Genomic DNA, 19,121 nt, shown 5'->3' with positions numbered 1-19,121 from the left:
TGCCTCGTCGGCGGCGCCCACCTGGTCGTCGTGGGCGGTGGCCTCGGCGGGCTGGGTCTGCGCCGCCCGGCGCGCTCGACGGGAGTGGGTGGCGGTGCGGCGGGTGATCTCACGGCGGGCGGGCTTGGCGGACGTGGCCTCGACGGGCCCGTAGTAGGCCTGGTAGCCGTAGTACCCGCCGGCGCTGCCGGTCTCGACCCGGTTGAGGACCAGTCCGAGGATCCGCGCGTCCACGGCCTCGAGGGTGGCGAGACCCTCGTCGAGCTGGGCCCGGTCGATGCGGTTGGCTCCCGCGACCATGAGCGCCCCGTCGGTGGCGCGCGCCAGGAGGGCCGCGTCGGTGACGGGCAGCAGCGGTGGGGCGTCGACGACGACCACGTCGAACGTGGACGCGAGCTCGTCGAGGGTGCGACGCATGGCGGCCGAGCCTGCGAGCTCGCTGGGGTTGGGGGGCACCTGCCCGGACGGCAGCACGTGCAGGGTGGTGTCGCCCCAGGGCTGGATGACGTCGGCCAGCTCGGCCTGCCCGATGAGCGCGGTGGTCAGGCCCACCTCGCCCTCCAGGCCCAGGTAGTCGGCGACGGACGGGCGGCGCAGGTCGGCGTCGACGAGCACCACCGACGCACCGGTGTCGGCGAGGGTGAGGGCCAGGTTCGCCGCGACCGTCGACTTGCCCTCCTCCGGCACGCACGACGTGACCACCAGGGTCTTCACGCCGTCCTCGACGTCGAGGAACTGCAGGTTGGTGCGCAACCGCCGGAACGCCTCGGACCGCGGGGAGTGCGGGGACTCCTGCACGAACAACGGGTGCTTGGGGGTGTCAGCGTCGTGGGTCACGACCGCCAGGACGGTGCGGTCGGTGACCGCGCGCACGTCGTCGACGGTGCGGATCTTCGTGTCGAGGGTGTGGCGCAGGACGGCGAGACCGAGACCGAGGAGCAGACCCAGGATTGTGCCGAGGGCGGTGTTGCGGGTGATGTCCGGGGAGGACGGCGACACGGGTGTCGTGGCCTCCCGGATGGTCGAGATCTGCACCGGGGACGTACCGCCCTGGGGCCGCTCGAGCTCGGTGACCTGGGTCGCGAGACTGGTCGCCGTGGCGTTCGCGATGTCCGCAGCCAGGTGTGCGTCGGCACCCGAGACGGTGATGGTGATGAGGACGGTGTCCACGGGGATGGACGCGGTCACGTCACGGGCGAGCCGTTCCGGTGTGGCGTCGAGTCCGAGTTGGTCGATGACCGGGGCGAGCACCCGCGGTGAGGTCACGAGGTCCGCGTAGGACGTCACCTGCCGCTGGGTGAAGCTGGACCCCTGGACCAGGTCGGTCCCGGTGTCGCCGGTCCGCACGGACACGAACACCTGGGACTGCGCGGTGTAGATGGGTGTGGCGACGACGGACGCACCGAGCGCAGCGGCTGCGCCGAGCACCAGACCCAACGCGATCCAGATCCACCTCTTGCGCACGACCGTGATGTAGTCACGCAGTTCCATCGTGAAGCCCTCCCCCTTGACACGGGCTGTGCACGCACCGTCACGACACGCCGACATCCTTGCACGCTCGCGAGTCATTCCGTCGGTGACGGTGGCGCTGCACGGCATATGGGATCACGTCCTGACCGTCGACGCCACAGGCCATTCTGGGCAATTGTCGACAGGTGCCCACAAAACATTCCACGGAGACTTACTGGGCACTCCGGGGTGGTTACGATGCGGACGGTTGCATGGCCGTTCAAGGGGGGCAGGGTCGTGGTGGACCTCGAGGTTCCGACGCGCCGTGAACGCGCGACGGCCCACCGTGCCCACCCCCGGCGGCGCCGCTGGGTCCGGCTGGTCGTGTGGGGTCTGCTCGTGGCCGTGGTGGGCTGGGCCGTGTGGCTGGTGGTCGACGGGCTCCGTGCCCGGCACGAGCTGAACGCTGCGGCCGCACTGGTGTCGCAGATGCAACGGGCGGGGTTGTCGGGTGACGTGGACGTCGTGGACGCACACCTGGCCACCACCCAGGAGCACGCACGTGCGGCGTTGGACGCCACCCACGGGCCGCACTGGTCCGTGGCGCGGTGGGTCCCGTGGCTGGGCGGTCACGTGGATGCGGTCCAGGCGACGAGCGAGGTCGTGCACGGGTTGACCACGAGTGTGCTCCCGGACCTGGTCGAGGTCTCGGGGACGATGGACCCCGCGACGCTGGTGCCCGCTCAGGGCCGGGTGGACGTCCAACGGCTCGCCGAGGCTGCCCCTGTCGTCACGAGCGCGGCCGCCGGCGTGGACTCCGCAGCCGAACGCTTGACCCGGGTGCAGACGACGGGCCTGGTGGGGCCGATCGCCCGCCCCGTCGAGCGGTTGCGGGAACAGGTCGGCGAGCTCGCCGCCTTGACGTCCACGGCCGCGAAGGCGGTGACGTTGCTGCCACCGATGCTGGGGGCTGAGGGACCGCGCACCTACCTGCTGCTGGTGCAGAACCCGGCAGAGCCGCGCGCGACCGGGGGAATCCCGATCTTGACCAGGCTGAGGGCCGACGACGGACTGATCACTTTGGTGGACCAGCAGACCGCGGCGGTCGGCAACCTGCGCGAGCCGGTGGTCCCCCTGACCGACGAGGAGATGGCGCTGTTCGGACCGCAGCTCGGCTCGTACCTGGCGAACGTGACACTCACGCCGGACTTCCCCCGGTCCGGTGAGCTGGCCGCCGCCATCTGGGAGCACGAACGGGGCGAGACGCTGGACGGCGTCCTGTCCATCGACCCTGTCGCGTTGGGCCTGATGCTGGAGGCCACGGGCCCGGTCACCACGCCGGACGGCACGGCCCTCACCGCCGAGACGGCTCCTACGGCGTTGATGAACACGATCTACCTGGACAGCGAGGACAAGGACGACCGGGACGAGTTCTTCATGGGCGCGACAGGCACGATCTTCGACGCCGTGCTCTCAGCGGACTGGCCTGCCGCTCCGATGGTCGACGCCCTGGCCGAGGCCGCCCGCCAGGGCCGCGTCATGGTGTGGTCAGCACACGACGCCGAACAAGAACGGCTCAACGGAACGGTGCTCTCAGGTGAGCTGCGCGGATCCGTCGGTGACACACCCGTCATCGGCCTCTACGTCAACGACGGCACCGCCTCGAAGATCGGCTACTACCTCGACGCCGACGTCGTCACCACCACTTCGGCGGACGGCACAGAGATCATCGTCGAGGCCACGTTCACCTCGACGGCACCCCCAGACGCAGGCACCTACCCCCGGTACGTGGCCGGAGACGGTCGCAACACCGAGCCTGGGAACATCCGCGCCAACGTGCTGCTGTACGCACCGACCGGCGGGGTCGTGCGCGAAGTGCAACGGGATGGGGAACCAATCGGGGTCCACTCGTCGCTTCACGACGGGCTCCAGGCGGTTGGAACGACGCTCGACCTCCAACCGGGCCAGGCCAAGACCCTCCACTACTCGCTCCAACTCAATCACCCCAATCACATCCCACCCAACCTGACCACGACACCGCTCGCGGGCAAAGGAACATAAGGCCCGCAACCCGACACAACTTCCCGCGAGAAATCTGACTAGTGAGTGCGAGACCTAAATGCGCTTGAGTACCGACATCCACAAGTCGAAGCCAGGATTCGATTCAACCTACTCTCGCACTCCCTTCAGGTCACAACAGTGGCTCCTTCGGCACTCCGGTAGCCATTTCTTGTGGGCAGGACTTGCCCTCAGTGCCTACCTTACTGGTACCACGTTTGGCGTGGCCTGGGCGACGATCAGCGTTATCGTCGGCGGAGTCAGTCTACTGTTCGGAATCACCATATTCCTCACCCACGGCGATCGCCGCATTACGGTGCTGGGCCTGATGACGCTCGCATTCGGGATGTTTGTGGGGCTCTCCGGAGTGGTCGAAGGCCTCCAACATCAGTTTCCCGGCGACCAGCGATTTGTCACGCAAGCAGTCATGGCTGGCACATTGGGACAGATTGCTGTAGCCCACATGGCGTGGCGGTACGCAATCGAGGATGAACCCGAACTGCCAGGCGCCGCACCCCGCTCAAGCGCTCAGAAACTCACGAGGATCGCTGTGGGCATACTGGCACTTCTGTGGCTGCTGCAGCTCGCGGGCGTCGGACTCGCCTCGTCCGGATACGCTGACGGTGCCGCCTTCACCTGCGTGACATTGATCGCCGTCGGGATTCTGCTGCGCGACTCCGATGCGGGACTTCTCGGAAGAGTAATACCGATCGCCGTGGGATTTGGCTTCTACACAACTTTCTTCCATCAGGGCACAGGCAGGCTACGGATTGTCGCTCTCGCCTGCGCATTGGCGCTGCTGGTCTCGTACCGCTTTCCGCTACGACGCCTCAAGTGGAGCGTCATCGCCTGCTTGCCCCTCGCCCTAGTTTGGCTCGCCCACGAACGTCGATCGCTCCAGGAGAGCCTTTCCGCAGGCAGCAGTGAGGGCCGCACCGGCTTGGAGTCGATGTTCTCGCCGATCAGAACCTTCGCCAGGGTAATCGAGGCAACCGCCACCGGAGAACATCCGCCCGCACTGGGCGCCCCCTTCCTCAGTGTGCCATTCTCGCTTGTCCCAGAGTCTTGGCAACCTGATTGGACCCCCGGAGCGATCGGCTACGAACTGGTACTCCTTGAGTCGCCCAGCAGATACGGAAGTGGCTTCTCTGTCGCTTCCACTTCCTTTGGCGAGTGGTTCTACAGTTTTGCTGCGCTCGGTGTAGTCCTATCAGTGCCGTTCCTCGCCGCGGTCTGCGTCCTTCTCGATCGATCTCTCCGCCGGAGCATGGACAACATCGCAGCGTCACCGCTGGGAATGCTTAAGGTGGCGTTCTGGGCGATGCTGGCAGGAGGCCTTGGCGATTTGGCATGGGGCGGGGTTCACACTTGGATCGCCCGGCTCGTGATGCGAATGCCAATCCTGCTTCTCATGATCCCGCTCACTTGGAGACCCGCCGAGATGCAGCGAACCTCATCTAGCGCCAGCACTCTCCAGCGCTGACAGCACCTGGCCCGATATGGTGTCGCGGGCGTAGCGACGCCTGCCAGTCTCCCCCGCCCGCCGCGCGAGTCCTGCACGCTCATCGGGCGCAATCGTTAGAAAATCTTCAACTGCATCCGCAGCAGCCCTGAGATCGTGAGGATCCAGAACGAGACCGATCCGCTCCTCACGAATGACATCCGCTTGCCACCCGCCGTAGTTGATCGCGATCGGGCGTCCTGCAGCCAAGGCATCAAAGAACTTGTTCGCACTATTGGTCGCAAACGCGTCGTTGGACTTGAGGACTGAGGTGCACAGTTCTGAGGCACTAAGGACCCGCGGCACCTGCGCCTTAGGGAGCGGCCCTGGCGCAAAGAAGGCGCAATCAAGAACTCCGAGCTCCCTCGCCAGTTCACGCACTGCCTCCAGCTCAGCACCGCTTCCATAGGCGGCAATCACCACCGGGGCCTCGCGCCGCTTTAGCTCTGCAGCCAGCCGAACCAGGTAGTCGACACCATTGATCTTGCCAAAAGTGCCCACATAGACGACGAGATTCCGGTCACCGATCCATGGATTCTCTTCCCGGAACGACTCTCCCTCTGTCGGCGGGATGTCGAATATCTCGACGTCGCACGAGTTTGGAGCCACGATGATTGGCTTGCCCTCCGGGGCCACCTTTCGAACCCCATCCGCCATGCCATCCGACAGGGCGACAACCGTGTGGGCTCGTCGATATGCAAACTTCTCAAGCCACCTGGCGGCGCGGCGGATCAGGGGGTTATCGAGCGCTCCCATTTCGATTGGGATCTGGGGCCACAAGTCTCGCACCTCGAACACGATCGGTGTTCGACGGAACAAGGTGGCCCAGACCGCTGGGAGAATGATCGTCAATGGTGTACTCGTCGCGAAGACCACGTCACCGCGAAGGCGGCGAGCCGTCCTGGCGGACGCGATCGCGAATTTGGCAAAGGCTAGCTTACGTTGCGTGAAGCCCATCTCGTTGCTGTAGGGAACCTTGTGCCAGTGCACACGGATCCCCTCCACATCTGTGGTGTAGCGGCGCGGAGGCGAGTTCCCGTTGCGCCTGTCCGAAGTCACCATGTGCACCTCGTGCCCCTCAGCCACCCACCGGCGTGCCATCTCGTAGCTGCGGATACTTCCGGCCACGTCAGGAGTGTTGAAGTACTGGTGTAGATACACGATCTTCATTGGTTTTCCTTTGGGGCGTTGGCGTTTTCAGTGCGCTGGCGGAAGACTGCTAGCACCAACGAGATCAGCAAACCGATTAGGTATACGATGAATGTTCCCCAGGCGGCACCCAATGCCCCTCCGAGCGATATCCCCACGGCGTAGGTCGTGATTGCCACCCCAGCCGTGAGGCCCTCGATGCGACTTACGTCGGATGGCCTTGGCCCTCCGAGGTGCCAAGCAAGTGCCAGTCGGTTCAACGCGAGCGCGATCGCTGCAAGAACCAGGGGCAGGACGAGATCCCTCGCAGGGGCATACGGCTGCCCGAAGACCGGCACGATCAGCAACCAGACCACAACGCCCACCGCGGCCGCGATCACCGTGAAGAGGACCGAGTCCTTGACCAGCCGACGGACGAGCGTGGCGACACTCCGATCGGTGCCGGTGCGCCCAGCGCGGTGGTCCGCAAGCGCCCTCGCGATCCAGTAGACCGGTTCCGTTGCTGTGGCGACCGCCACGTAGAGGCCAAGCTGGTCGTTCGAGGCGAGCAGGGGGAGCATCACGCGCTCCGCACGCAGCATCAGCATTGTCGCGAGCGTGGCGGGGAGCAGACCCATGCTTGTTCGGGTGACCGCCGCGAACGTCTGGGAAGGCTTCGTCAGGATCCGAGACAGTTCCCAGAGCAGTACCGGGACCACCGGGACGAGGTACGGGATCAACCACATGTACCAGCGGGTCTCACCGGTGAGGAACAGGCCGAGCAGGCCTACCCCAACCACCGCCTGGTAGCCCAGGAAGCACGAGGTGTACCGCCGGAACGCATGGGAACGGAGTGCCTCGCTCCGTTGGATCACGAGCCAGGCGGTTGCGACTGCAACCGCGGCGGCCAGCGCTCGTGCGTCCCCGACCAGCAGAAGGAGCGAAGCCCCCAGCAACAGGGCCATCGGTACCAGGTGGCGGGTCTGAGCGCCGGCGGTCTCGGCTGCATCCCGCCTCAGTGCGGCGCGCTCGACACCGAGCATCAGCAGCGGACCGAGGAGGTACGCCAGCTGAAGCACGAACGCGACCTGACCGCGCTGGTCCGGGTCGAGCTGACGAGACATCAGGATGTTCGCCCCGAACCCGACGACACCCGCGATCGTGCTGGAGGCCGACATGATCGCGACCGCGCGGAGGCTCGGGCGTCTGATGATCTCCCACAGGCCGGGCCGACTGTTCCTCGTCTGCCGGACGGCGGTCTCGCTCATGCCGCAGCCCACCGGCCCGGAACACCCTTGACGACCACACCGGGGGGCACGTCCTTGGTGACCACCGCACCGGCCCCCACGAATGCCCCGTCGCCCACACTCAGACGCGGCAGGATCGTGGCCCCCGCACCGACCTCCACGCCCTCGCCGAGGGTGACGGCACCGGAGATGCACGACAGGGGGTTGAGGCGGACGTAGTCGCCGAGCACGCAGTCATGCCCCACGCTCACGTTCTGCCCGACCTGCACGTGGCGGCCCACGGTCGTGTTGGTGTTCACGCGGCCCCCGGCCGTGACCACGGTGCCGGGGCCCAGCTCGACGTCCTCGCTGACGGTGGAGTCGGGGTGGACCACCACCGCCCAGGTGACCGGCGCACCGGTGAGGCGAGCCTCGACGGCGCGGCGGGCCGCAGGTGAGCCGAGAGCCAGGACGGCCGTCGTCGGCTCGGTGCGTGCGGCGAGCACGTCGACCGTCCCCAGGATCCGTGCACCCAGACGCTGGACCCGTTCGACGTCGACCGGCGCGGGCCCGTCGTCAACGAACCCCTCGACGGTCCAGTGCTGGCCGCAACGGTTGGCGTCCCGCATGATCGCCAGGACCCCGCGGCCGAAGCCGCCACACCCCACGATCACCACACCGTCGGTCACGTCGGCTCCCCCTGGGGGGCGTTGCCCATGAACTCCGGCATCGCGACGTCCCCCGGTGCGCTGATCCCCGACCGGTTCACCACCACCCACACGGTGCGGGCCAAGAGCGCCAGGTCACCCAGGAACGACCGGTGGTCGACGTAGTGGACGTCCAGGCGGAACTTCTCGTCCCACGACAGCGCGTTGCGGCCCGAGACCTGCGCAAGGCCCGTCACGCCCGGGCGGACCTCGTGCCGACGTGCCTGCTCCGGGGTGTAGCGATCCAGGTAGCGGGTGTGCAGCGGGCGTGGACCGACCAGCGACAGGTCGCCCCGCAGCACGTTCCACAACGTCGGTAGCTCGTCCAGGCTGGTGGACCGCAGCACGCGTCCGACCGTCGTCAACCGTGAGGCGTTGTCGACGAGGCCTCGCTCAGGGTCCGGCTCGTGCATGGTGCGGAACTTCACCAACGTGAAGGGCACACCACCCATCCCTGCCCGCACCTGCCGGAACAGCACAGGCCGGCCCATGCTCCTCAGCACCGCGAGCGCCACGCCCACCTGGACCGGTGCGGTCAGCACCAGGGCGAGGGCGGCGACGGCGACGTCCAGGGCCCGCTTGAGGGCGTCGTTCCCGGTGGTGCTCACGTCGCGAGCACCTCGATCAGGACCTCGGTGACGCGCTTGACGTCGACATCGGTCATCCCCGGCCCCGAGGGGAGCGCGAGCCCGGTGTAGAAGAGTCGTTCGCTCGTCCCGGTCATCGTGCTTCGGGCACCGGCGAAGACCGGCTGAAGGTGCATGGGCTTCCACAGGGGCCGCGCCTCGATCTGCTGCTCGGCGAGCGCCGCGAGAAGGGCGTCCCGGTCGGCGCGCGCGGCTGCGTCCAGCACGATGCACGTCAGCCAGCAGTTGTCCTCGGCGTCGTCCCGCCGCCCATGACGTCCCAGGACGCTGACCCCGGGCACGTCCACCAACGCCTCGGCGTACGCCTCACGGATCTCCCGCCGACGGGCCATCATCTGGTCCAGGCGGCTGAGCTGGCCACGTCCCAGAGCAGCGAGGATGTTGGACATGCGGTAGTTGAAGCCCATCTCCGTGTGCTCGTACCACGGGGCAGGCTGGCGGGCCTGGGTGGACAGGTACCGGGCTCGTTCGACCAGGGCCTCGTCGTCGGACAGCAGCATGCCCCCGCCGGACGTGGTCATGATCTTGTTGCCGTTGAAGGACAGGACCGACGCCGTCCCGAACGCCCCTGCGGGTGTCCCCCGGTACGTGGCGCCCAAGGCCTCCGCGGCGTCCTCGACCAGCGGGATCTCCCGATCCACCAGGGCAGGGACCAGCTGGTCGTAGTCCGCGGACCGCCCGAACAGGTCCACGCTCATGGCCGCAGCGACCGTCGTGCCCTGGGCGCGGAGCTCGTCCACGGTGTGCAGGAGCAGCTCGGGGTCGACGTTGCCGTCGTCCCCCGAGTCCACGAACACCGGCTCGGCCCCGCAGTACAGGACCGGCCACGCGGACGCGGCGAACGTCATCGACGGCAGGACGACGGCGGTCCCGGGCCCGGCACCCACCCCCAGCAGTGCCAGGTGCAATGCCGCGGTGCCCGAGGACAGCGCGAGCGCGTGGCCGACGCCCACCCGTGCGGCGATCTCCGCCTCGAAGGCGTCCACGTGCGGGCCCAGGGGTGTGACCCACCCTGAGTCGAGCGCGTCGAGCACAAGGGCGCGCTCCACGTCGGTGACCTGCGCGAGCGACAGGTGGATGCGGCTCACAGGGCACCCACCTGGTCGCTCCGCTCGGTCTCGGCGCGCATCCAGGTGGCCGCGCCGTGGTGGTCGAGGAACGCCTGCCGCAGGACGGTCGCCGGGTCCAGGGGTGGCACGTCCACGGCGTTGACCAGGGCGTTGGAGGTGGGCCGGGAGTCGTCACCGCCGGCGAACAGCTCTTCGCTGAGCTTCTCGCCCGGGCGCAGGCCCGTGAACGTGATGTCCACGTCCCGCCTGCCCGAGAGGCGGATCAGGGTGCGGGCGACCTCGACGATCTTCACCTGGTCGCCCATCTCCAGGACCATGACCTCACCGTCGTGGCCGATGGACGCGGCCTCCAGCACCAGCTGGCACGCCTCGGGGATCAGCATGAAGAACCGCTCGGCCTCAGGGTGGGTGACGGTCACCGGGCCCCCGCGCTCGATCTGCGCGGTGAACAGGTGCACCACCGAACCCCGTGAACCCAGGACGTTGCCGAACCTGACCGACACGAACCGGCCGGCGTGCCTGGCCGCGAACGCCGCCGTCAGCCGCTCCGTCAGGCGCTTGGTCAGGCCCAGGACGGACGTGGGGTTCGCGGCCTTGTCGGTCGAGATGTTCACGAACGTGCCCACCCCGGCCTCGGCGGCGGCCGTCAGCACGTTGTAGGTGCCCAGGACGTTCGTCTTCCACCCCTCCAACGGGTGGGACTCCAGCAGCGGCAGGTGCTTGAGGGCCGCGGCGTGGAACACCAGGTCCGGTCGCACCGTGGAGAACAGTGTGCGCAGGGCGTCCAGGTCGCGGATGTCGGCCAGGACCACCTGGTCGTCGTCCAGCAGGCCGTGGCCCTTGAGGCTCATCTGGGTGGCCTGCAGGCCTGACTCGTCCCGGTCCAGCATGTACAACCGCCCGGGGGTGAAGCGGGCGATCTGCCGGCACAGCTCGGAGCCGATGGACCCCCCGGCCCCCGTCACCAGGACCGTCCGGCCGGTGATCTGGGCGGCGATCGCCTCCAGGTCCAGGTCCACCGGGCCGCGGCCCAGGAGGTCGGCCAGGTTCAGGTTGCGCAGGTCGGCGGTGGTGGGGCGGCCGATCATGTCGCGCAGCGGCGGCAGCACCTGCACGTCCAGGCGCGCCTCACCCGCCAGGTCCGACAGCTCCCGGATGAGGCCGGAGTCGGCCTCGGGGACGGCGATGACCAGGGTGGTGGCGTCCTTGCGGCGGGCGACCGCGGCCAGGGCCTCACGCCCGCCCAGCACCCGCACCCCGTCGATGGTCAGCAGGCGCTTGTCCGGGTCGTCGTCCAGCAGGGCCACGGGGGCGTACCCGCCGTCGGCGCGCATGCTGCGGACCAGGGCACGGCCGGCGTCACCGGCACCGAACACCACCACGCGCCGGGCCGACGCCGCCGGCACCTGGCGCCGGGACCGGAACGTGCGGAACACGTACCGGGCCGTGCACATGCCCATGAGCGCGAAGACCGCCGCGACCACCGGGATGCTGCGCGGGACGACGATCGGGTCGACCACGAACGTCCACAGCAGCAACGGCGGGGTGACCACCGCGACCGTCACCGCGAGGTCCGCGACCTCCTCGAACGACCCGCGCTGGTGACCCACCACGTACGGGCCGATGAGGCTGCCCACGATCAGGTGGGCGAGCACCGCCAGGCCCGCGAAGAGGAAGGTCCCGACCGCCAGCGCGGGGCCCGCCTCGAAGTCGTACCGCAACCACGTGGCCGCGACGACTGCGACGATCCATGCGCCGGCGTCGAACAACGCCCAGCGCCATCTTCTGTCCAGCCCAGAACGCAGGCGCACCCCTGCCATCGGCCCCCCTCCGATTGCGCTCCCACAAGGGGAACGGGCCTAACCATAGACGGGAAAAGGGGGCGCGCAAGACCGCAAGAATGTCTTGTCGGTAAAGAAGAAGAATTGATCCTGATGCCCGTTAACTGGGCTTTGTACAGGGTGTGACCCCTTCGTCACCCTTGACCCCGGTGGCTCGTAGGGTGGGGGCGTGACCTCAGGACCGCCCGACGACGAGCCGCCGTTCGACCCCTGGTACGACGCCGCCCCACCCGACGACCCCGGGTACGGGCCACCCCTGGCCACGGCGCCGGCGGCGCCCGACACCCCCAGGCCTACGCGGGCAGCGGCGTCCCGGTACGCCGGGCGCGCACCGGTGGACGTCCTGCAGGAGGTCTTCGGGTACACCGCGTTCCGCGGGAACCAGGCCGAGGCCATCGACACCGTCGTCGGCGGCGGCGACGCCCTGGTCCTCATGCCCACCGGTGGCGGCAAGTCCCTGTGCTACCAGGTCCCGGCACTGGTGCGGCCCGGCACCGGGGTGGTCGTCTCACCCCTGATCGCCCTCATGCAGGACCAGGTCGACGCCCTGGCCGAGCTGGGTGTGCGCGCCGGGTACCTGAACTCCACCCAGGACCACCACGCCCGCACCGGCACCGAGCGAGCGTTCCTCGCCGGCGAGCTGGACCTGCTGTACCTGGCGCCCGAACGGCTCCGCGTCCCGGCCACCATGGACCTGCTGGACCGCGGCACCGTCGCGCTGTTCGCGATCGACGAGGCCCACTGCGTGTCCCAGTGGGGGCACGACTTCCGTCCCGACTACCTGCAGCTGTCCGTCCTGCACGAACACTGGCCCGACGTCCCCCGCATCGCGCTGACCGCGACCGCGACCCGCGCCACCCACACCGAGATCGCCGAACGGCTGCAGCTCACCGACGCGAACCACTACGTCGCCAGCTTCGACCGGCCCAACATCCAGTACCGGATCGTCCCCAAGGACAACCCCCGCGCCCAGCTCGTCGACCTGCTGCGCACCGAGCACGACGGCGACGCGGGCATCGTCTACTGCCTGTCACGCAAGTCCGTGGAGGCCACCGCCGAGCACCTCACCGCCCAGGGGATCCCCGCGCTGCCGTACCACGCCGGCCTGGACCGGCGGGTGCGCAGCGAGAACCAGTCACGGTTCCTGCGGGAGGACGGACTGGTGATGGTCGCGACCATCGCGTTCGGCATGGGCATCGACAAACCCGACGTGCGGTTCGTCGCCCACCTGGACCTGCCCAAGTCCGTCGAGGGCTACTACCAGGAGACCGGCCGCGCCGGCCGTGACGGGCTCCCGTCCACCGCGTGGTTGGCGTACGGGCTCGCGGACGTCGTGCAGCAACGGCGCCTGATCGACTCCTCGGACGGGGACGCCGCCCACCGGCGCCGCATGTCCGCCCACCTGGACGCGATGCTCGCCCTGTGCGAGACCGTCGAGTGCCGGCGTGTACAGCTGCTCGCCTACTTCGGGCAGGACAGCGGCCCGTGCGGCAACTGCGACACGTGCCTGAGCCCACCGGAGTCCTTCGACGGGACCGTCCCGGCCCAGAAGCTGCTGTCCGCCGTGGTGCGGCTGGACCAGCGCGGCCAGCGGTACGGGGCCGGGCACGTCGTGGACATCCTGCTGGGACGCACCACCCCGCGCGTCACCCAGCTGGGGCACACCGACCTCACCGTCTTCGGCATCGGGCAGGACCTGGGCGAGGGCGAGTGGCGCGGGGTGGTGCGCCAGCTGATGGCCCAGGGGCTGCTCGCCGTCGACACCGACGGGTACAACACGTTGCGCCTCACCGAGGCCAGCGGGGCGGTGCTGCGCGGGGAACGGCCCGTGCGGCTGCGGCGTGAGGCACCCCGCCCCACCACCCGCCGCGCCAAGGCCGCCAAGCGCGGGGCCGCGCCCGTGGCCGACCTCACCCCCGAGGCCGCCGACGTGTTCGAACGGTTGCGGGCCTGGCGTGCGGCCACCGCCAAGGAGCACGGGGTGCCCGCGTACGTCGTGTTCCACGACGCCACGCTCCGTGAGATCGCCACCCGCAAGCCCGCCACCCTCGACGACCTGTCCACCGTCACCGGCGTCGGCGCTGCCAAGCGCGAGCGGTACGGCCAGGCGCTCCTCGAGGCCCTGCATGCCTGACCTGGCATACGGCCGCTCCACGGCTGAATCTGATGTGATTCATCGAGTGAATCTAGGCGAGATGAATCACCTGTGATTCAATCGTCGAGGTCGAGGGAGTTGAATCACTCATGAGTCACGAACCGTGGCTGTGGTACCGGGCCCGCACGCCGGCGATGCTCGGCACAGCCGTCCAGGACATCCGCCAGAACGCCCACCTCAACCAGGACGAGCTCGCCGAGCGCACCGGTTCCTCGCGACCCACCATCAGCCGCCTCGAACGCGGCCGCCCCGTCGCGCTGCCCACGCTCATCGACGCACTCACCGCGTGCGGCTACGAGATGGTCCTCATCCCCCGCGGCACCCGCGTCCACCTGGAGCGGTGACGGGCGAGTCCAGCACATGCGGCTCGGAACTACCCGCGCGCGAGTGCTTCCCGCTGCCACCGCAGGACCACGAACGTGATCCCCACCAAGGGAATCAGCGCCGCCGCCCGCGCCCACTCCAGGACCTCGGGCCCCCGGGTTCCGAGCAGCCACAACGCCCCACCCAGGACGAGAGCCCCGATGTAGAGGACCCCGCGGTGCCACGGTGTCAAGGACGCACGGAGCCGGACCCGCGCCTCGTCCGGGCGCCCCTGCTGGCCACTCACCTGCACCCGCTCGTCCTCTCAGCCACTGGAAGCCGTCCGCGCGTCCCGGTCACGCGATCACCAAGGGTAGCGATCAGGACCGCGGCGCTCGTGGCCGGAGTCGTCACGAGATCGGATCGGTGCAGCGCCGGGCCCTGGGTCCCAGGAGGGGGCCCAGACCGCCGGGTCGGCACCTGGCAGGATCGACCGGTGACCCTGACGGCCCCAACCCCCGCGGCGCGCTGATGGGTGCGGTCGCCACCGCGCTCGGCACCCTGGTCGCCATCGCGGTCATCGGGTGGCTGCTCGGACGGTTCCGGCTGCTGGGGGTCGGCGCCGAGCAGGTGCTGGCCCGAACGGTGTTCGCGATCGCGGTCCCGTCGCTGCTGATGGTCACCATCGCCCACGCCGACCTGCACCGGCTGCTGTCGCGTCTGGCCGTCGTCACCGCGCTCAGCACCGCCGTCGTCGTCGCCGCCGCGGTGCTCGTCACCCGGTTGGCGTGGCGCAGACCGGCCGGCGAGACCACCGTCGTGGCGCTGGCGTCGTCGTACGTCAACGCCGGCAACCTGGGCATCCCGGTGGCCGTGTACCTGCTGGGCGACCCCGTGTTCGTGGTGCCGACGCTGCTGTTCCAGCTGCTGGTCCTCGCGCCCGTCGCGTTCGCCGTCCTGGACTCCAGGCCCGTGCCCCAGGCCGGCACCTCACCCGTGATGCCCCCACCGCGCCGCGGACCGGTGCGCGCCACCACCGCCGTGCTCGGACGCACCCTGAAGAACCCCATCATCATCGGGGCGCTCAGCGGGCTGGTGCTCGCGGCCCTGCCGTGGGACCTTCCCGAGGTCGTGTACGAGCCGTTCCGGCTGCTGGGGGCCGCAGCCGCACCCCTGGCCCTGCTCACGTTCGGGATGTCCCTGGCCCTGCCCCGCACCCCAGGGCAGGAGGCACCGGTGAAGGACCTCGCCCTGGTGGTGGGGCTGCGGTCCTTCGCCCACCCCGTGCTCGCCGCCGGCATCGGGCTGGCCCTCGGGCTCGAAGGGCAGTCGCTGCTCGCGGTGGTGACGATGGCGTCGCTGCCCACCGCGCAGAACGTCCTGGTCTACGCGCTGCAGTACGGGCAAGGTCAGGCGCTCGCGCGCGACGCGGGCGTCGTCACCACCCTGCTGGCCCTGCCCGTCATGCTCCTGGTCGCCGCGCTGCTCACCTGACCCGCCTGCACGCAGGCCCTGGTGTCAGGCGAGCGCGACCAACGCCACCAGCACACCCACCGTGCCGAGAGCGGCCAGGGCGTAGGCCGGCCGGCGGGGCATCTCACCGTTCCGGGCCATGCCGCGCCCGAACATGAAGTACACGAACGGGTGCACCAGGAACGGCATCGCGAACACGAACGCGATCAACGTCGCGGCCTCGGCACCGAAAAGCCCGCCCTGCAGCGCGGCGAACACCCCGAAGTGCGACAACGCCGCACTGGTGGCCATCACCGAGTGCGCCAGCGACAGGTGCGCCAGCATCAGCAACCCACCGAACAGGGCCGTCAGCTGCCACCCGAACGAGAAGATCATCAAGCCCTTGACCTCGGCCCGGTCCTCCCCCGCGGACCGGCGCAGCTGCCGCAACGCCACGACCGTGAGGGCCACACCGATCGCCGCCATCACCGCCGTCGGCCACACCAGCAGCTGGCCGGCGTCGAGGCTGAACGCGAGGATCCCGAACAGGAACACGTGCCCGAAGAACGGCACCGAGATCATGATCGGCGCCCGACGCCTGGCGACCTCACCCATGTCGCCCGCGGTGCACGCACCGGTCAACCCGGCGTGCGACAACGCGCCGGCCATGCCCGGCGCCAGGTTGCGCACCGCCGCCGTCCGACCCACCAGCATCAGGACCGAGATGCCACCGAACATCCACATCAGCTGCCCGAAGAACCCGTACAGCAGCATCGGTGCCATGCCGTCCAGGCCCAACGACTCCACCAGCAGCGAACCGCCGATGATGAAGTTCGCCGCGAGCACCACCGGGATACCCCCGAACATCAGCGCCCGCACCGTCGGCCCGTGCGTCCACCGGGGGAACACCCACCCCAGGGCCACCGCGATCAGCATCGCGAAGAAGATCGGCGGGAACGCGGCAAGGTCCCGCACCCAGGTCGCGACCAGCGTCGCGCCCCCCAGGACGAGGATCAGCAGGATCAGCTCGAGGACACCCTTGCCGAGGTAGCGGCGCTTGTCCGCGACCCGCGCCGCCGGGTCGATGAGGATCACCGCGACGACGAGGCCCAGGTACGCCAGCAGCGGGAGGATCTCCTCCTGCCCGTTGCCGAGCCCCAGCAGCACCCGCACCGTCGCGTCCACACCCAGCAGCACGAAGAACGACCGCACGATGAACACGAACTGCGTCCGCCCGGTGCCGAGCACGACCTCCTTGTCGTTCAGCACCACCGACGTGTCCTCCGGCACGCTCACCCCGCCGAACAACCGCCGCAGCTCCTGACCACCCACGAAGAACGACGCCGTCAGGGCGACGATCGTCGCGCGCGACAGCATGTTCATCAGGTACAGGTCGGGCAGGCCCGGGGTGCCCGCACCCGTCGCCACCAGCAGGGCGCCCAGGGTCAGACCGAACACCACGATGATCAAGATCGCGGAGTAGCGGGACCCCGCCACCACCGCCCGAGCCACCATGACGACCGGGACCAGCACCAGCAACGTCAACCAGAACTGGTCCAAGAAGGCGATCGCGTCAATCATGCGCCGAATTCTGCCAGCACGTGGGCGCCCGGATGTGGGACCGGGGCCGGGGCACGCCGTCCACCGGGAACCCGCGACTACGCCCCGTCGACCCCCGCACGGGCACCCGCACGCTCCTGTACCCCCGATCGCCACAGACGCCACCACCACAGGGGAAGGAGCAGGGCGGTCACGGCCTCCCCCGCCACGGCGATCGTGATCACCTGGGCTGCGTCCAGCACCCCCAGCGCGGCGATCGCGACAGCAGCGCTGAGCGGGTACGCACCGTTGGTCACCGCGCGGCTCGCCGCGGCGACCCTCCCGGCAGCGTCCTCGGGCGAGTGCTCCTGCCGGTACGTCACGTAGGCGATCGCGACCAACGCCGACGCGCACGCGTACAACCCCACCCCCACGGCCGGGAGCACCAGGTCCCCGTCAGGGGCACCCACCAGGCCGAACAACGCCCCGTAACCGAACGGGGCGGCCAGGAGCACCCGCCCGGCACCGACCCGCGACAGCAGCCACGGGGCCGCCGTCGCCCCGGCGAGCCCACCCACGGCCGCGGCCGCGCCGACAGCCGCCAGACCCCCACCCCCGAGGTCGCGAACCTGCAGCACGTAGAACACGTAGGTCGCGCCGTAGAGCCCGGCGAAGAAGTTCGCGCAGGCCAGCACCACCGTCGCGGCCCACAACCGCTCCAACCGCGCCAGGATCCCGAACCCCGCGAAGCCCTCGGCCACCGCCGCCGCCACCCGACGACGCAACGCGACAGGCACGGGCGCGGCCACCGGTCCAGGCGAGGGCACCACCGGCACGTCCGACACCCCGCGCGGCTCACGTCGACGGGCCGCGACCCCGAGAAGGACCGCTGCCACGGCGAACGACAACCCGTCCAGCAGCAACCCGTACGCGGCCCCCACCGTCGCCACGAGCATCCCCACCACCGCCGGGCCCACCAGCTGGGCACCCGAGCCCGCACCGTGCACCCACGAGTTCATGACCGGTCGCAACGGAGGCGCCACACCCGTGACCACCAACCGCTGGGTGCTGGCCTCGGCCTGGGTCTGGATGCACGACGCGATCGCCACCAGCACCGCCACCAGGACCGCCTTGTACGTGGCCCACTCCGTCACCAGCCGCACCAGCCCGATGCCCACCGCCACCATGCACACCGCGCTCGCCCACGAGCACACCACCAGGGTGCGCAGCGGGTCCCGGCGGTCGGCGATCACCCCGGAGGGCAGCGAGAACAGCACGAAGCCCACCACCGTCATCGCCTCGAGCACGGCCACGAACTGCGCGTCACGCGGCGCAGCGGCAGCCGCCGCCGCCGGCAGCGCGAGGAACGTCACCTGCGTCCCCAGGGAGCTGCTCATCCTGGCCCACAAGAACGATCTCACCCAGGCCGGGGCAGCACGCAGCCCGGCACCGTCGCGCCCGTCCCGCACGCGACGCCGCCACCTGCCCGATGTCCGCTCCCCCACCTCGCCCCCTCCGCACGTCACCGTACGACCCCGCCCCCCGCGCGGCCGCCATGAACCGCACCGACGGCCCCGGCCGGACGCCAACGCTCAAGTCCTCCCCTGAGTGGCCGATCCTCAAGGTGCGACGAGGAGGTGCCACATGGACGCGGTGACGGGCGTCATGACCCGGGAGGCCACGGGAACCACAGCGCTACCCACCCTGCCCACCCAGGCAGGCACCTCCCCGACCACCGGCACGACCCGCACGCCCGACTCGGCAACCGACCTCGCGTTCAGGTCCGCGCTCGCGGCCGAGACCCCTGAGGTCGGGCCCATCGTGACGGACTCCGGTGCCATGGGCTGCCAGTGCGGCACCGGTGACGGCGCCGAGCTCATGGGCCCCGACGGCGTCCCCGCCGACCTGCGCCCCTACGGGGCCGCGCAAGCACCCCTGAGCGCCATGCAGCCCGTCACGTGGGCCCCCGGGCAGGTGCTGTGGCCCCCGGCCGCCAGCTCCCTCGACGCCCTGCACGCCGACGCCCTCGCGGACGGCGTGCGCCT

15 protein-coding genes and 1 pseudogene are annotated in these 19,121 nt (G+C 69.7%); 6 read left to right on the top strand and 10 right to left on the bottom strand.

Annotated elements, in window-relative coordinates; all coding sequences use genetic code 11:
* The coding region (locus tag N869_RS05750; RefSeq protein WP_084136500.1) for a polysaccharide biosynthesis tyrosine autokinase at positions 1-1,491 on the bottom strand (1,491 nt) is incomplete at its 3' end.
* 216 nt (positions 1,492-1,707) lie between these two features.
* Between N869_RS05750 and N869_RS05745 the strand changes: the two genes are divergently transcribed.
* Positions 1,708-3,510, top strand: coding sequence for a DUF4012 domain-containing protein (locus tag N869_RS05745; RefSeq protein WP_198025977.1), 1,803 nt, complete (start codon positions 1,708-1,710; stop codon positions 3,508-3,510).
* A 220-nt stretch (positions 3,511-3,730) separates the two neighbouring features.
* Positions 3,731-4,990, top strand: coding sequence for a hypothetical protein (locus N869_RS16440; protein WP_052105108.1), 1,260 nt, complete (start codon positions 3,731-3,733; stop codon positions 4,988-4,990).
* On the opposite strand, the gene N869_RS16895 is transcribed toward N869_RS16440, so the two are convergent.
* The 6 genes from N869_RS16895 to N869_RS05710 are packed head-to-tail and all read right to left on the bottom strand — an operon-like array spanning position 4,961 to position 11,606.
* Entirely contained in the window at positions 4,961-6,178 is a 1,218-nt protein-coding gene (locus N869_RS16895) for a glycosyltransferase family 4 protein (RefSeq protein WP_035059055.1), read from the bottom strand. The two genes, N869_RS16440 and N869_RS16895, sit on opposite strands and share 30 nt — an antisense overlap.
* Positions 6,175-7,404, bottom strand: a complete 1,230-nt coding sequence (locus tag N869_RS05730) for a lipopolysaccharide biosynthesis protein (protein ID WP_156968372.1) — start codon at positions 7,402-7,404, stop codon at positions 6,175-6,177. The genes N869_RS16895 and N869_RS05730 overlap by 4 nt, the downstream gene beginning before the upstream one ends.
* Positions 7,401-8,051, bottom strand: coding sequence for an acetyltransferase (locus N869_RS05725; RefSeq protein WP_035059052.1), 651 nt, complete (start codon positions 8,049-8,051; stop codon positions 7,401-7,403). The genes N869_RS05730 and N869_RS05725 overlap by 4 nt, the downstream gene beginning before the upstream one ends.
* Positions 8,048-8,677 (bottom strand): sugar transferase, encoded by a 630-nt coding sequence (locus N869_RS05720; RefSeq protein ID WP_035059051.1) that lies wholly within the window; start codon positions 8,675-8,677, stop codon positions 8,048-8,050. The genes N869_RS05725 and N869_RS05720 overlap by 4 nt, the downstream gene beginning before the upstream one ends.
* Entirely contained in the window at positions 8,674-9,804 is a 1,131-nt protein-coding gene (locus N869_RS05715; RefSeq protein ID WP_035059050.1) for a DegT/DnrJ/EryC1/StrS family aminotransferase, read from the bottom strand. The genes N869_RS05720 and N869_RS05715 overlap by 4 nt, the downstream gene beginning before the upstream one ends.
* Complete coding sequence (locus N869_RS05710; RefSeq protein ID WP_084136497.1) at positions 9,801-11,606, bottom strand: polysaccharide biosynthesis protein; 1,806 nt, start codon at positions 11,604-11,606, stop codon at positions 9,801-9,803. The genes N869_RS05715 and N869_RS05710 overlap by 4 nt, the downstream gene beginning before the upstream one ends.
* 190 nt (positions 11,607-11,796) lie before the next feature.
* Between N869_RS05710 and recQ the strand changes: the two genes are divergently transcribed.
* On the top strand, positions 11,797-13,761 hold the full coding sequence (gene recQ / locus N869_RS05705) for a DNA helicase RecQ (RefSeq protein ID WP_035059049.1): 1,965 nt from the start codon (positions 11,797-11,799) through the stop codon (positions 13,759-13,761).
* Between the two features lie 110 nt (positions 13,762-13,871).
* Positions 13,872-14,126 carry a helix-turn-helix transcriptional regulator gene (locus N869_RS05700; RefSeq protein ID WP_052105106.1) on the top strand — a complete coding sequence of 85 codons (255 nt, stop codon included), beginning with the start codon at positions 13,872-13,874 and terminating at the stop codon, positions 14,124-14,126.
* A gap of 29 nt (positions 14,127-14,155) precedes the next feature.
* Here N869_RS05700 and N869_RS05695 read toward each other — a convergent pair whose 3' ends face one another.
* The gene (locus N869_RS05695) at positions 14,156-14,398 is read right to left on the bottom strand and encodes a hypothetical protein (protein ID WP_035059048.1); all 243 of its coding nucleotides are present in this window, start codon (positions 14,396-14,398) and stop codon (positions 14,156-14,158) included.
* A gap of 218 nt (positions 14,399-14,616) precedes the next feature.
* Here N869_RS05695 and N869_RS05690 point away from each other — a divergent pair, with 218 nt between their 5' ends.
* The gene (locus N869_RS05690; RefSeq protein ID WP_035059046.1) at positions 14,617-15,579 is read left to right on the top strand and encodes an AEC family transporter; all 963 of its coding nucleotides are present in this window, start codon (positions 14,617-14,619) and stop codon (positions 15,577-15,579) included.
* 24 nt (positions 15,580-15,603) lie between these two features.
* Here N869_RS05690 and N869_RS05685 read toward each other — a convergent pair whose 3' ends face one another.
* Together N869_RS05685 and N869_RS05680 are read right to left on the bottom strand one after the other, a co-directional pair.
* The gene (locus N869_RS05685) at positions 15,604-17,118 is read right to left on the bottom strand and encodes a hypothetical protein (RefSeq protein WP_035059044.1); all 1,515 of its coding nucleotides are present in this window, start codon (positions 17,116-17,118) and stop codon (positions 15,604-15,606) included.
* A gap of 77 nt (positions 17,119-17,195) precedes the next feature.
* Positions 17,196-18,473 (bottom strand): MFS transporter, encoded by a 1,278-nt coding sequence (locus tag N869_RS05680; protein ID WP_156968371.1) that lies wholly within the window; start codon positions 18,471-18,473, stop codon positions 17,196-17,198.
* A gap of 247 nt (positions 18,474-18,720) precedes the next feature.
* Between N869_RS05680 and N869_RS05675 the strand changes: the two are divergent.
* A pseudogene (locus N869_RS05675) lies at positions 18,721-19,121 on the top strand (hypothetical protein); the annotation flags it as partial.

Source organism: Cellulomonas bogoriensis 69B4 = DSM 16987, from assembly GCF_000767165.1.
Taxonomy (GTDB): Bacteria; Actinomycetota; Actinomycetes; order Actinomycetales; family Cellulomonadaceae; genus Actinotalea; species Actinotalea bogoriensis.
Note: the sequence above shows the minus strand (reverse complement) of the source record. Positions and strands in the feature narration are given on the sequence as shown.

Coding starts and splice junctions, on each gene's coding strand:
- N869_RS05685 (WP_035059044.1), bottom strand. CDS start 17,118: ATGATTGACGCGATCGCCTTCTTGGACCAGTTCTGGTTGACGTTGCTG.
- N869_RS05745 (WP_198025977.1), top strand. CDS start 1,708: ATGCGGACGGTTGCATGGCCGTTCAAGGGGGGCAGGGTCGTGGTGGAC.
- N869_RS05680 (WP_156968371.1), bottom strand. CDS start 18,473: ATGAGCAGCTCCCTGGGGACGCAGGTGACGTTCCTCGCGCTGCCGGCG.
- N869_RS16895 (WP_035059055.1), bottom strand. CDS start 6,178: ATGAAGATCGTGTATCTACACCAGTACTTCAACACTCCTGACGTGGCC.
- N869_RS05690 (WP_035059046.1), top strand. CDS start 14,617: ATGGGTGCGGTCGCCACCGCGCTCGGCACCCTGGTCGCCATCGCGGTC.
- N869_RS05710 (WP_084136497.1), bottom strand. CDS start 11,606: ATGGCAGGGGTGCGCCTGCGTTCTGGGCTGGACAGAAGATGGCGCTGG.
- N869_RS05730 (WP_156968372.1), bottom strand. CDS start 7,404: ATGAGCGAGACCGCCGTCCGGCAGACGAGGAACAGTCGGCCCGGCCTG.
- N869_RS05700 (WP_052105106.1), top strand. CDS start 13,872: ATGAGTCACGAACCGTGGCTGTGGTACCGGGCCCGCACGCCGGCGATG.